At 65.1% G+C, this 13,502-nt stretch carries 11 protein-coding genes and 1 pseudogene; 4 read left to right on the top strand and 8 right to left on the bottom strand.

Annotated elements, in window-relative coordinates; translation table 11 throughout:
• Window positions 1-17 precede the first annotated feature (17 nt).
• On the bottom strand, window positions 18-1,322 hold the full coding sequence (gene gltA, locus ABIG06_RS32690) for a citrate synthase (RefSeq protein ID WP_124158115.1): 1,305 nt from the start codon (window positions 1,320-1,322) through the stop codon (window positions 18-20).
• Window positions 1,323-1,466: 144 nt separating this feature from the next.
• Window positions 1,467-2,891 (bottom strand): glutamate--tRNA ligase, encoded by a 1,425-nt coding sequence (gene gltX / locus ABIG06_RS32685; protein WP_370140037.1) that lies wholly within the window; start codon window positions 2,889-2,891, stop codon window positions 1,467-1,469.
• A 155-nt stretch (window positions 2,892-3,046) separates the two neighbouring features.
• Here gltX and ABIG06_RS32680 point away from each other — a divergent pair, with 155 nt between their 5' ends.
• The 4 genes and pseudogenes from ABIG06_RS32680 to ABIG06_RS32665 all read left to right on the top strand — a co-directional run bounded on the left by ABIG06_RS32680 (window position 3,047) and on the right by ABIG06_RS32665 (window position 7,914).
• A complete protein-coding gene (locus tag ABIG06_RS32680; protein ID WP_424578486.1) occupies window positions 3,047-4,723 on the top strand; it encodes a glutamine--tRNA ligase/YqeY domain fusion protein in 1,677 nt (558 codons plus the stop codon).
• A 7-nt stretch (window positions 4,724-4,730) separates the two neighbouring features.
• Window positions 4,731-5,116 (top strand): annotated as a pseudogene (locus ABIG06_RS32675) (YybH family protein).
• A 189-nt stretch (window positions 5,117-5,305) separates the two neighbouring features.
• Window positions 5,306-5,539: a DUF2171 domain-containing protein gene (locus ABIG06_RS32670; protein ID WP_370140036.1), complete on the top strand. Its 234-nt coding sequence runs from the start codon at window positions 5,306-5,308 to the stop codon at window positions 5,537-5,539.
• Between the two features lie 95 nt (window positions 5,540-5,634).
• Complete coding sequence (locus tag ABIG06_RS32665) at window positions 5,635-7,914, top strand: ComEC/Rec2 family competence protein (protein ID WP_370140035.1); 2,280 nt, start codon at window positions 5,635-5,637, stop codon at window positions 7,912-7,914.
• Window positions 7,915-8,037: 123 nt separating this feature from the next.
• On the opposite strand, the gene ABIG06_RS32660 is transcribed toward ABIG06_RS32665, so the two are convergent.
• The 6 genes from ABIG06_RS32660 to ABIG06_RS32635 all read right to left on the bottom strand — a co-directional run bounded on the left by ABIG06_RS32660 (window position 8,038) and on the right by ABIG06_RS32635 (window position 13,459).
• Window positions 8,038-8,472: a hypothetical protein gene (locus tag ABIG06_RS32660; RefSeq protein WP_199751275.1), complete on the bottom strand. Its 435-nt coding sequence runs from the start codon at window positions 8,470-8,472 to the stop codon at window positions 8,038-8,040.
• Between the two features lie 525 nt (window positions 8,473-8,997).
• Window positions 8,998-9,699 carry a transcriptional repressor LexA gene (gene lexA, locus ABIG06_RS32655; RefSeq protein ID WP_028177622.1) on the bottom strand — a complete coding sequence of 234 codons (702 nt, stop codon included), beginning with the start codon at window positions 9,697-9,699 and terminating at the stop codon, window positions 8,998-9,000.
• Window positions 9,700-9,876: 177 nt separating this feature from the next.
• A complete protein-coding gene (gene glp / locus ABIG06_RS32650) occupies window positions 9,877-11,088 on the bottom strand; it encodes a gephyrin-like molybdotransferase Glp (protein WP_370140034.1) in 1,212 nt (403 codons plus the stop codon).
• A 208-nt stretch (window positions 11,089-11,296) separates the two neighbouring features.
• The gene (locus tag ABIG06_RS32645) at window positions 11,297-11,503 is read right to left on the bottom strand and encodes a hypothetical protein (RefSeq protein ID WP_424578485.1); all 207 of its coding nucleotides are present in this window, start codon (window positions 11,501-11,503) and stop codon (window positions 11,297-11,299) included.
• A 169-nt stretch (window positions 11,504-11,672) separates the two neighbouring features.
• A complete protein-coding gene (locus ABIG06_RS32640) occupies window positions 11,673-12,296 on the bottom strand; it encodes an HAD-IA family hydrolase (protein WP_370140032.1) in 624 nt (207 codons plus the stop codon).
• 29 nt (window positions 12,297-12,325) lie between these two features.
• Complete coding sequence (locus ABIG06_RS32635; RefSeq protein ID WP_370140031.1) at window positions 12,326-13,459, bottom strand: alpha-hydroxy acid oxidase; 1,134 nt, start codon at window positions 13,457-13,459, stop codon at window positions 12,326-12,328.
• Window positions 13,460-13,502: the final 43 nt, after the last annotated feature.

Raw genomic sequence — 13,502 nt, 5'->3', positions numbered from 1 at the left:
AGCCGTGACGGCCGAACTTACTTGCGATCGCCGATCGGCACGTAATCGCGCTTGGTCACGCCGGTGTAGAGCTGGCGCGGACGGCCGATCTTCTGCTGCGGATCCTCGATCATCTCGCTCCACTGGCTGATCCAGCCGACGGTGCGGGCGACCGCGAACAGCACGGTGAACATCGAGACCGGGAAGCCCATCGCCTTCAGCGTGATGCCCGAATAGAAGTCGACATTCGGGTAGAGCTTGCGATCGATGAAGTACTGGTCGCTGAGCGCGATCTTCTCGAGCTCCATCGCCACCTTCAGCATCGGATCGTCGCCATGGCCGGTCTCCTTGAGCACGGCGTGACACATCTTCTGCATGATCTTGGCGCGCGGATCGTAGTTCTTGTAGACGCGGTGACCGAAGCCCATCAGGCGGACTTCGGAGTTCTTGTCCTTCACCTTGGCGATGAACTCGGGGATCTTGTCGACCGTGCCGATGTCGTAGAGCATGTTGAGCGCGGCTTCGTTGGCGCCGCCATGCGCGGGACCCCAGAGGCAGGCGATGCCCGCCGCGATGCAGGCGAACGGGTTGGCGCCCGAGGAGCCAGCGATGCGCACCGTCGAGGTCGAGGCATTCTGCTCGTGGTCGGCGTGCAGGATGAAGATCTTCTCGAGCGCATCGGCGAGCACGGGGCTCACCTTGTAATCCTCGCAGGGCACCGCGAAGCACATGTTGAGGAAGTTCTCGGCAAAGCCCAGCGAGTTCTTCGGATAGATGAAGGGCTGGCCGACGGTGTACTTGTAGGCCATCGCCGCCAGCGTCGGGATCTTGGCGATCATGCGCATGGAAGCGATCATGCGCTGCTTCGGATCGTTGATGTCGGTCGAGTCGTGATAGAACGCGGCGAGCGCGCCGACGGCCGCAACCATGATCGCCATCGGATGGGCATCACGGCGGAAGCCCTGGAAGAAGCGGGCCATCTGCTCGTGCACCATCGTGTGATGGGTCACGCGGTGGTCGAAATCCTTCTTCTGCGAGGCGGTCGGCAGGTTCCCGTAGAGCAGGAGATAGCAGGTCTCCAGGAAGTCACCATGCTCGGCGAGCTGTTCGATCGGGTAGCCGCGGTATTCCAGCACGCCCGCGTCGCCGTCGATATAGGTGATCTTGGACTGGCAGCTCGCGGTCGACGTGAAGCCCGGATCGTAGGTGAACAGGCCGGACTGGCCGTAGAGCTTGCCGATATCGACGACATCGGGCCCGACGCTGCCGCTGAGGATCGGAAGCTCGTAATTCTTGTTTCCTACCGTCAGCGTGGCGGTCTTATTGCTTGGTTTTGCGTCCATCGTAGTCCCCGATGTGTGGTGAAACGGGCCGAAGCCGGAGGCCCCTAGGCAGATCATGGGGCAGGCCGGATGTTCCAGAATGTACGGGGGAGATGGGTATATTATTGCTATGTGCGCTGCAAGATCGCCGCACGCATGGTCGACTTACGTCGTAGACTGGTCCTCAAGCCGGCCCAGGGTTTCCTGGCGCCCCAGAACGTCCAAAACCTCAAATATACCAGGCGACGTCGTCCGTCCGGTGAGCGCCGCCCTCAGTGGCTGGGCAACCGCGCCGAGCTTGAGACTATTTTCCTCGGCAAAGGCGCGCAGCGCGGCTTCGGTGGCGGTGCCGCTCCACGTCTCGACTTTCTCCAGCGCGGAATGAAGCTGGCCGATCAGCTTGCGGTTCTCTTGTGTCAACAGCGCCTGCGCCTTGGGATCGAGCTCCAGTGGCCTGTCGGCGAAGATGAAATGGGCGGCGTCGATCAGCTCGATCAGCGTCTTGGCGCGCTCCTTCAGGGCCGGCATGGCCTTGAGGAGCTGCGCGCGCGTGGTGTCGTTTAACTTGACCTTAAGCTCGTTGCATCCGGGCACGTGGTCGAGCACGTCCTCGAACATCTTCACGAGCGATTGATCGTCGGTGTGGCGGATGTAGTGACCGTTGAGGTTCTCCAGCTTGGCGAAGTCGAAGCGGGCGGCGGCGCGGCCGACGCTGGCAAGGTCGAACGCCGCGATCATCTCCTCGGTCGAGAAGATCTCCTGGTCGCCATGGCTCCAGCCGAGCCGGACGAGGTAGTTGCGCAGCGCGGCCGGCAGGTAACCCATGGCGCGGTAGGCATCGACGCCCAGCGCGCCGTGCCGCTTGGACAGTTTCGAGCCGTCCGGGCCATGGATCAGCGGGATGTGGGACATGCTCGGCAGCGCCCAGCCCATCGCATCGTAGATCTGCTTCTGGCGCGCGGCGTTGATCAGATGGTCGTCGCCGCGGATCACATGGGTGACGCCCATGTCGTGGTCATCGACCACCACGGCGAGCATATAGGTCGGGTTGCCGTCGCCGCGCAGCAGGACGAGATCGTCGAGGTTCTCGTTCTGCCAGACTACGCGGCCCTGAACCTGGTCCTCGATCACGGTCTCGCCGGTCTGCGGCGCGCGCAGGCGGATGGTGGGCTTGACGTCGCTCGGAGCGGTCGCGGGATCGCGGTCGCGCCACATGCCGTCATAGAGGCGCGTGCGCCCCTCCGCGCGCGCTTTCTCGCGCATGGCGGCGAGCTCCTCCGCCGTGGCGTAGCAGCGGTAGGCCTTGCCGTCGGCCAGCAGCTGCTCGGCCACCTCGCGATGGCGCGCAGCGCGGGCGAACTGGTAGATGACCTCGCCGTCCCAGCCGAGCTCCAGCCATCTCAGGCCGTCGAGGATGGCTGCGATGGCTGCCTCCGTGGAACGCTCCCGGTCGGTATCCTCGATCCGGAGCAGCATCTTGCCGCCGTGCTTCTTCGCATAGAGCCAGTTGAACAGCGCCGTGCGCGCACCCCCGATATGGAGGAAGCCGGTCGGCGAGGGAGCGAAGCGCGTGACGACGGAATCGGACATTCTTGGCAGGGCCTATGCATTTGAGGCGGTGGTGTATAGCAGGAACGGGACATAACTAAAGCCCGACGGCGGACCCGGCGGCCCTTGCTTAAGCTCTTGGCGTGGCCGCGCGAATTTGGCAGAAGGACCGCTGATTTCCCTACAGGATTTTCGTAATGACAGAACCGGTGGCAGCTGAGGCTGGACGCGATTTCATTCGTGACATCATTCAGGCCGACCTCGATCAGGGCAAGTACAAGGAGATCGTGACCCGGTTCCCGCCGGAGCCGAACGGCTATTTGCATATCGGCCACGCCAAGTCGATCGCACTCAACTTCGGTATCGCCCAGGAGTTTCCGGGCCGCTGCCATCTGCGCTTCGACGATACCAACCCGGTCAAGGAAGAGCAGGAATATATCGATTCCATCCAGGCCGACGTGCGCTGGCTCGGCTTCGAATGGGGCAAGAACCTGTTCTTCGCCTCGGACTATTTCGACCGCCTGTATGAATGGGCGGAGCAGCTGATCCGCGACGGGCTCGCCTATGTCGATGACCAGACCCAGGAGGAGATCCGCCTCTCGCGCGGCACGCTGACCGAGCCCGGCAAGAACTCGCCGTTCCGCGACCGCAGCGTGGACGAGAACCTCGACCTGTTCCGCCGCATGAAGGCCGGCGAATTCCCGAACGGCGCGCGCGTGCTGCGGGCCAAGATCGACATGGCCGCGGGCAACATCAACCTGCGTGACCCCGTGCTGTACCGCATCCTGCATGCGCATCATCCGCGCACCGGCACGAAGTGGAGCATCTATCCGAGCTACGATTACGCGCATGGTCAGTCGGACGCGATCGAGGGCATCACGCATTCGATCTGCACGCTGGAGTTCGAGGACCACCGGCCGCTCTATGACTGGTTCATCGAGAAGCTGCCGGTGCCGTCGAAACCGCACCAGTACGAATTCGCGCGGCTGAACCTGACCTACACGCTGCTGTCCAAGCGCGTGCTGACCCAGCTCGTCCGCGACGGCCATGTCGCGGGCTGGGACGATCCGCGGATGCCGACCATGGCGGGCATGCGTCGCCGCGGCGTGCCGCCGGCGGCCTTGCGCGAATTCGTCAAGCGCATCGGCGTTGCGAAAGCCAACAGCGTGGTTGACGTCGGCATGCTCGAATTCTGCATCCGCGAGGAGCTGAACCGCACGGCGCAGCGACGCATGGCGGTCTTGAGACCGCTCAAGGTCGTGATCGAGAACTATCCGGAAGGGCAGACCGAGGAGCTCGAGGCGATCAACCATCCCGACGACGCGAGCGCCGGCACGCGCAAGATCACGTTCGGCCGCGAGCTCTATATCGAGCAGGACGACTTCATGGAGAACCCGCCGAAGAAGTTCTTCCGCCTCTCGCCGGGCAGCGAGGTGCGGCTGCGCTACGCCTATTTCGTCAAGTGCACCGGCGTGATCAAGAACGACAAGGGCGAGGTGGTGGAGCTGCGCTGCACCTACGATCCCGCGACCAGGGGCGGCAACGCGCCCGACGGCCGCAAGGTCAAGGCGACCATGCACTGGCTGCCGGCGGCGGCCTCGAAGCCGGCGGAGATCCGCATCTACAACCAGCTGTTCGCCAAGCCGAGTCCGGATGCCTCGAACTTTGCGGCGGATCTCAATCCGAATTCGCTGGAGATCCTCTCCGAGGCGCGGGTCGAGGCTTCCGTTGCGGAGAGCAATTCGACCGAGCCGATGCAGTTCGAGCGCCAGGGCTACTTCGTCCGCGACAAGGATTCGACCCCGGGCAAGCCGGTGTTCTCGCGCACCATCGGCCTCCGCGACACGTTCGCGAAGGAAGTCGCGAAAGGTTGATGCGCCCATGAGCAGCGAAGCCGACGCCATCGTTTCCGCCGTCATCGCGAAATGGTGCGCCGGCTTTGCCAAGCTCGACGCGGCCGCGCTGTCGTCGCTCTATGCGAAGAATGCGTTCTTCTTCGGCTCCAATCCGAAACTCTATCGCGGCAGGGCGGCGTCGCTGACTATTTCAATGGGTTGCCGCGCTGGCGCGAACCCAGCGCGACCTTCTCCGAGGTGAACGCGGTGCAGGCCAGCCCCGATCTGATCAACATGGCCGCGATCATCGCGTTCGATCTCGCCGGCGAGCGCCCCGATCTCGTCGTCAAGATGAGCTGGGTGCTCATCCGCGAGGACGGCGAGTGGAAGATCGTCAATCATCACGCTTCGTCGCAGGCGCCGCTGATCTGACGCGCCTGAGCATGATCCGGAAAAGTGCGCAGCGGTCTTCCGAAAAGGCCATGCTTGAACAGCCACCAAAAGCGCGATGACGATTCATCCTAATCGCATCGCGCTTTAGCCGCACACAGCATCGTCATCGGGCGGTGGAAACGAACGTGGGACTGGTGCGTTGGCTGGGATCCAAACAAGGATCCCGCCATGCAGAACATCGCAGAGCATATGGAAGTGATCGGCGCCGACGGCGTCCATGTCGGCACCGTCGATCGTGTCGAGGGCAACCGCATCAAGCTGACCAAGAAGGACAGCGGCGAGGGCAGCCACAAGGGGCACCATCATTTCATCGACAAGGGCCTCGTTGCCGATGTCGAAGGCAACAAGGTCCGGCTGTCGGCCAAGGCCTCGGTCGCGGTGACGATGGACGAGGAAAAGTAGGGCGCTCCGCCGCCTGTTCCTGATTTGTACCGCTATTCGCGCAGTCACACGTTCCGGTAGCCTCCGTTCCCGTCGCGTATCGTAGGTGCAGGGGAATGGCGGAGCCGGGCCGGCCAGTGCGCTCCCAGGGAGTTGCGGGGACGTGGCCGGTCGGCCGCGCCGAACCGGCGGGCGGCTTTGCGCCGGCGGGCTTTGGTGTCTGGCCGCCAATCGTCGAAACGCTGCGCGAATGGGCTCGCGCCGAGGCCGGCGCCGGGAGGTTGTTGCCATGGGTGCCCGTCGCTTTCGGCGCGGGCATCGCGCTGTATTTCGCCGCCGATCACGAGCCGGTGCTGTGGGTCGTTGTCGCAACGGCTGTCGCGCTCATGCTGGGTGCGGTGCTGCTGCGCCGGCGCCGGCTGTTTGCTCCCGTGATCATGATCGCGGCGGTCGCGGCAGGTTTTGCCGTTGCGACCTGGAAGACGGCGCGCATCGCCCATGCCGTGCTGGCCAAGCCGCTCTATTCGGTGTCGCTGTCGGGGTTCGTGGAGGCGCGCGACATCCGCGAGCGCACCGATCGTTTCGTGCTGCGCGTCAGCGCGATGGAGGCGCAGCGCAGCGACGTCAAGCTCGACCGCGTGCGTCTGTCCGTGCGCAAGGGAACGGCACCGGAGGTCGGCAGCTTCGTGCAATTGAAGGCGCGGCTGCTGCCGCCGATCTCGCCGGTGCGCCCCGGCAGCTACGATTTCTCGCGCGACATGTTCTTCCAGGGCATTGGCGCCTCCGGCTTCGTGATGGGCGCGATCACGGCCGCGCCGCCGCCGGATGCCGTCGGCTTGCGGCTCCGCTACGCGGCTTTCATGCAGGGCCTGCGCGATGCGATCGATGCCCGCATCCGTGCGACGCTCGAAGGCGACAATCGCGCGATCGCGACCGCGCTGCTGACGGGGCGGCGCGACGCGATCACCGCGCCCGTCAACGACGCGATGTTCGTCTCCGGGCTCGGCCATGTGCTGTCGATCTCCGGCTATCACATGGCGGTCGTCGCCGGTGTCGTGTTCTTCGCTGTTCGCGCGCTCCTCGCTCTGATCCCGGGGCTGGCGGCCGGCTTTGCCATCAAGAAGTGGTCGGCAGCCGCGGCGCTTGTTGCGGCTGCGTTCTATCTGCTGCTGTCCGGCGCGGAGGTCGCGACGCAAAGGTCGTTCTTCATGACGGCGGTGGTATTGATCGCCGTGATGGTGGACCGCCGCGCCATCACGTTCCGGACGCTGGCGGTGGCCGCGCTGATCGTGCTCGCGGTCGCTCCCGAGGCGCTGGTTCATCCGAGTTTTCAGATGTCCTTTGCGGCAACGCTCGGGCTGGTGGCGCTGGTGCAGATCGGCATGCCGAACCTGCTCGCATCGCCCGATCATTCCACAACGGCGCGGATCGCGCTGTGGGGCGGCCGCGAGATCGCGATGCTGTTCCTGGCCTCGTTGATCGCGGGGCTTGCGACCACGCCCTATGCCGCCTTCCACTTCCACCGTGTGACGCCGTACGGCGTGCTCGCCAATCTCGGCGCGATGCCGGTGGTCTCGGCGCTGGTGATGCCGGCGGGGCTGTTGGGGTTGCTCGCAGCCCCGTTCGGACTCGACGGCGTGTTCTGGTGGCTGATGGGAATCGGCATCGACTGGATGGTCGCGGTCTCGCGCTGGGTAGCGGCACTGCCGGGAGCGGTCGGCCGCATTCCCGCGTTCGGGATCGCGCCGCTGATCGTGGCGAGCCTCGGGATCATCGTGATGGGGCTGCTGCGCACGCCCCTGCGCTGGTCCGGTGCCCTGGTGCTGCTGGCAGCGATCCTCTGGGGGCTGTCGGTGCGGCAACCCGATATCCTGATTGCCGGGGATGGCGCGAGTGTCGCCGTGCGGGGCAGGGACGGGCAGCTGCATGTGATCCGTGCGAGCAAGGATGGCTTCCTGCTGAGGGAATGGTTAGCTGCCGATGCCGATGCGCGCGATGCCGGCAACGCCTCGCTGGCCAACGGTGTGTCGTGTGACGAGGCCGGCTGCGTGACGCCGCTCGCGGACGGTCGGCTGGTCGCGTTGGCGCTCCGCATCGACGCACTGGCCGACGATTGCAGCCGCGCCGCGCTGGTGGTGACGGCGCTGCCCGCGCCGCCTGATTGCGCGGCGATGGTTGTCGATCGGCCGCGGCTCGCCAGTCAGGGCGCGCTGGCTCTGACGCAGAGCGGTGACGGTTTCTCGGTTCAGGCAGTGAGGGCGAGAGGCACAAGCCGCCCCTGGCTGCCGGCCGGCGCCGGCGAGGGCGATTTCGACGGCAGCCTTGCGCCGAAGACGGCCGTGCCCCGCAACCGGGACGCGACGCCATCGGAGACGGACTTGCGGGCGGACGATTGAGGAGCGATGCGGGGGAGGTCGATCGGACGGGATCCGCAGGACGCAAACCATACCATCTCGCCGGCCTCGGCCGGCGATGGCATTTCATTCCTGGCCCACGACCATCGGCCGGGGGCGACGACGTCAGCCGATCGGCAGGCGCGTGATCGTGGACCGCGTGTCGGCAGCGATCTGCGGCTTGTGCTCGCGTTCGGCAACCGGCTGGGTCACCGGCAGTTGCAGCACGGTCGCGCGCTGGCCTTCGACGAGCTGTGTCACCAGCACGTATTTGCCGTCGGGGAATTCGATCGCGTCATGATGGCGATCGGGAATGTGCGGATCGATCTTGCCGAACTTGCCGACGCGGGAATTGACGGTACGCGTCCAGATCCAGCGATTGTCGTAACGGACGTTGTCGGCGAACGCGAGCTCCGTTCCCGGCAGCAGGCAGACCGCAACCGAGAGATCGGCTTCGGAGGCGAAGCCGCGCGTCGAGGTGCCGCGGAACGTTGTTGTGACGATCGTCTCGCCGACTTCGGCGGGGCGTGTCGCGACGGCATGCAGGCTGTAGTCACACATCGGGTGCTCCTCATGCGAAGATAGCGACCCGCACCTCCTTTGGAGGCGCAGGCCTCTATCAGGGTGGAAGCACGCAACGCTCTGCTCTGTTGTAGGCAAATCTGCGGCTGCGTCCGCAAGCCGCGATCACATTATCTTTCCCGGATTCGATAGGAACAAAGACGATGCATGCGTGTTCGGAAGGCGCGTGCGTCAGCGCCCCGCGGCTGCCAACCAACGTGAATTGCCGGCTCGATTGCAGAGGCTGTGCGATTGCATTTCGCACTTGCGGCTCGCTAGCCCAATTCCGTTCGCATTTGGCGGTGCGATTGTGTGGCAACGGCTTGCGGCGCGCTGGTGTTGCGGTCAGCGCTGGCGCATGACGTCTCCTCGAACTCCCGGGTCGCGAAGCGATGCTGCTGCGCGCGGCGTGTCGAGGATGTCGCGCCGGAGGAGGGGGCCGGATAGTCTGAGCAGAACCGGAAAGACCATCCAGCCGGAGCGGAGAATGACCCGCTCCAATCAGTGTAACGAGCGCAGGACCGCTCAGTACTTCCGGTACAGCCCGATCAGCTTGCCCTGAATCTTCACGCGGTTCGGCGGAAGAATGCGGACTTCGTAGGCGGCGTTGGCGGGCTCGAGCGCGATTGAGGCGCCGCGGCGGCGGAAGCGCTTGAGCGTGGCCTCCTCGTCGTCGATCAGCGCCACCACGATGTCGCCGGTGTCGGCGCTCTCGTTGCGCTGGATCAGCGCCATGTCGCCGTCGAGGATGCCGGCCTCGACCATCGAATCGCCGCGCACTTCGAGTGCGTAGTGCTCGCCCGAGCCGAGCATGTCAGGCGGCACGCTGATGGTGTGACTGCGCGTCTGCAACGCCTCGATCGGCGTGCCGGCCGCGATGCGGCCCATCACGGGCACCGCGACGGGACGCTCGCCCTCGTCCACAGGCGGGCTGGAGGTCGCGCGCACCTTGCCGAGATTGCCCTCGATGACGCTCGGCGTGAAGCCGCGGCGGCTGCCGGCGGCGGCCTGCAGCTCGGGCAGCTTAATGACCTCGATGGCACGGGCGCGGTTGGGCAGGCGGCGGATGAAGCCGCGCTCCTCGAGCGCAGTGATCAGGCGATGGATGCCTGACTTCGAGCGCAGATCGAGCGCATCCTTCATCTCGTCGAAGGACGGCGGCACGCCGCTCTCCTTCAGACGTTCACTGATGAACCGCAGAAGCTCGTATTGTTTGCGCGTCAACATCTCGACCAAAGTCCCCCGGTTGATGTCGTTCAATTCCGAGACGAGGAAGCCGGGCGATAAACCGCTACATCCTCGAAACAAATCATGAACGGACACTATATGTTCGATATGTGTTCCGCAACTGCTTAATTTACGGTGAACAGAGCGAAGCTCGCGCGATGCGTGTGGCCGTGCAGCTCAGGCGGGCAGGCGCAGCACCTCGCAAGGCGTGCCGGCCTCGGCCCTCGGCGCGAACGGTGCGCGCACGAGAAGTACCTGTGCTGCAGCCAGATTCGCAAGCAGAGAGGAGTCCTGATGGCCCACGGGAAGAGCGACGAGCGTACCGTCGTCACGCTGTTCCAGGCGCGCACGCAGATAATCCTCGCGCTGGTCGTTGGCACCGAGATCGCGGCCCAGCACGGCGAGCTCGCGGCGATGATGAATCACTGATCGGCCCGACAGGGCGCGAATCAGCGGCACCATGAACAGGAAGGCGCACACATAAGAGGATACGGGATTGCCGGGCAGGCCGATCACGCGCATTGCGCCGAGTCGTCCGTGCATCATCGGCTTGCCGGGCCGAATCGCGATCTTCCAGAAGGCCATCGAGATGCCTTCGTCCTTGAGCGCCTGCTGGATCAGATCGTGGTCGCCGACCGACGCGCCACCGGTCGTGATCAGGATGTCGGCACCGCTCTCCCGGGCGCGACGGATGCCGGCGGAAGTGGCCTCCAAGGTATCGGCGGCAACGCCGAGGTCGATGGTCTCGGCGCCCTCGCTGCGGGCGAGCGCGTGCAGGGCATAGCCGTTGGAATAGACGATCTGGCCGTGACCGGGCGTGGTGCCCGGCATCACCAATTCGTCGCCGGTGGCGAGGATCGCGACCCTCGGACGGCGGCAGACGGGGAGATGCGGGTGGTTCATCCCGGCGGCCAGCGCGAGATCGCGCTCCGTGAGACGGCTTCCCTTGCGGAGCAGCACATCTCCCTCGCGGAAGTCGATGCCGGCGGGGCGGATGTGCCGACCGGGAATCGCCGCTTCCTTGATCGTGATGAGCTTGCCTTCCGCGACGGTGTCCTCCTGGATCACGACCGCATCGGCGCCGTCGGGAACGACGCCCCCGGTGAAGATCCGCACGGCTTCGCCGGGCCCAACCCTTCCCGCGAACGGTCGACCCGCCGCGACCTCGCCGGCGACCGCGAGCCGGGAATCGACCGTTGCCGCATCGGCGGCGCGCACGGCATAGCCGTCCATCGCCGACATCGCCTGCGGCGGCTGCGTGCGCCGCGCCGCGACGTCGCGGGCGAGCACGCGATGGTAGGCCTCATCGAGGGAAGCCATCTCTTCAGGCAGCGGCTCTGCACCCGCCAGCACCGCGGCAAGCGCGTCAGAAACCGGCATGAGGGCCACGGGCGGAAACTCCTGCAAATGGATGGCGAGAGTTCTAGCCGAGTGCAGGCGCGAGGCAAAGCAGCACGCAGGATGATTTATCCGGCGCGATTTCTGTCGTGGAGCAGGGAGCTCAAGTCCGCCGCGGCATGATCCGGAAGGCGAGACAGACCGGTACGAGGATAGCCATGGCGAGGACGAGAATGACGAGCGCCACCGCCAACATCGGTCAACGTTCTGCCGGATCGCTTGGACCGACGTCCGGTGCGATGTCGGGAGCTCTGGGATCCTGATCCTTGTCGGGCAGCGGATCGGCCATGGACTTCAGGTCGGCCGCCTTGCTGATCAGCTTGGCGGAAAGATCCGAGTCCGAGGTGGTTCTGGCGAATTCAAGCAGGAGAGAGGCTTGCTTGGTGAGATAGGTTTTGCCCAGCACGTCGATCCGTCCGATGTAGAAATCCCAACCGACTCATGAGTCCGAAGGGTGGTATTCCGTTCCCGGAACTCCGTACAAAAATGCACAGAGGCATTGGGTTCCTCATCTTCAGCAAATTGAGTTCCGGAACCGAGGGGCTCGGCGGACCTCTCGCGCCACCCGGTTGGCGTCAGATGCCAAGCGCCCTCAATGCGTTCCCGACGTCGCCAGGCGACGTCACGTGCACGGCGTTCAAACCTCGCGCCCGCGCGCCCTCGATGTTCTTGGCGAGGTCGTCGAAGAACACGATACGACCGGCCGGCACTCCGATCGCGGCGACGACGTGGTCGAACGCCTCCGCATCCGGTTTGCGCAGGCCGATGCTGGACGACAGATACAGCTCGCGGAAATGGCCGAGCACGCCGGCATACTCCTTCGAGAAATAGTCCACATGCGGCCGATTGGTGTTGGAGAAGGCGTAGAGCGGCATCTGCTTCGCCGCGCGCGGCAACAGCTCGGCGATATCTGGCATCTCGCCGGCGAAGATCGCGTTCCAGCCTTCCAGGAACTGCGCATCCGAAATGCCGATTCCGAGTGAAGCACGCAGCGAATCGAAATAGTCCTCGTCGCTGATCTTGCCCATCTCGTGCAGCCGGTAGGCCTCGTCACGCACATAGCGCGCGACGATGGCCTCGGGCTGACAGCCGGCATGTCCCGCCCAGCAGGCGATCGCCTTGGAGAAGTCGATGTCGAGCACCACGCGCCCGAGATCGAACAGAAGCGCATCCGCGCTGCCGGGAAAGAGCGATGTCATTGCGTCCTTTTCACTTCAGTATCGGCAAGTCAGTAGCGATAGGGCTCGTGGTCGAACAGCGGGAACGCGCTGAACACGCTGGGCGCATTGGTGGCGGTCGCCGGATGCAGGCAGGATTTGTCGACCTCGGCGAACGAGGTGGCGCCCAGGAGGCCAAGGCAGCGCAGCACCTCGTCCTCCAGCAGCTCCAGCATCCGTGTGACTCCGGCCTCGCCTGCAGCCGCCAGCGCCCAGCATTGCAGCCTGCCGATGCCGACGAGGTCTGCACCCGCCGCGATCGCCTTGACGATATCGGTGCCGCGGCCGAAGCCGCCGTCGACCATGATCTTGGCGCGGCCCTTCACGGCATCGACAATCTCGGGCAGCACGTGCATGGCGCCGCGGCCGTGGTCGAGCTGGCGGCCGCCATGGTTGGAGACGTAGATCCACTCGACGCCGTGATCGAGCGCGATCAGCGCATCTTCTGCCGTGGCAATGCCCTTGAGGATCAGCGGTATTTTGAACTTGTCCTTGATCATCTTCACGGTCCGCCACTCCAGGCCCTTCTGGAAATCGCCGCCGGTGGCGCGCAGGCGGCTCTCGCGAACGTAGCGCTTGGCGATGTCGCGCTCACGACGGCTGTAATGGGCGGTGTCGACGGTCAGGCAGAAAGCGGCATAGGCGTTCTTCTCGGCCCGGCTGACGACATCGGCGACGAAGGCGTCGTCGCCGCGGACATAGAGCTGATAGAGCCGCAGCGCATCGGGCGCGGCTTCGGCGGTCTTCTCGAGGCCAGGCTCGGAGACCGAGCTCAGCATGTGCGCGGCACCGAAAGTACCGGCGGCGCGTGCCACGCTTGCCGCCCCATCCGGATCGAAGATCTCGAGGGCGCCGACCGGGGCGAGCACCACCGGCAGACGCATCCTGCGGCCGAATTGATCGACCCCTGCGTCGACCTTGCGGACATCGCGCAGCACGCGCGGGCGGAAGGCGATCTCGTCCAGCGCCATCCGGTTGCGGCGCATGGTGGTCTCGGTCTCGGCCGCGCCGACGATGTAGTCCCAGGCGTTCTGGTTCAGGTTGGCGCGCGCTTTCCGGATGAACTCGTGGAGGTTCTGGAACGGCTCGTTGCTGGCGCCGAGCTCGACGTTCCTTTCAGGCCGGATGCGGGGCGCTTCGTTCATTGTTGTCCTCCCGAGAATTTGAACTCTTATCGTCATCGCCTAT

It is taken from the genome of Bradyrhizobium sp. USDA 326 (assembly GCF_049739485.1).
Classification (GTDB): Bacteria; Pseudomonadota; Alphaproteobacteria; order Rhizobiales; family Xanthobacteraceae; genus Bradyrhizobium.
Note: the sequence above shows the minus strand (reverse complement) of the source record. Positions and strands in the feature narration are given on the sequence as shown.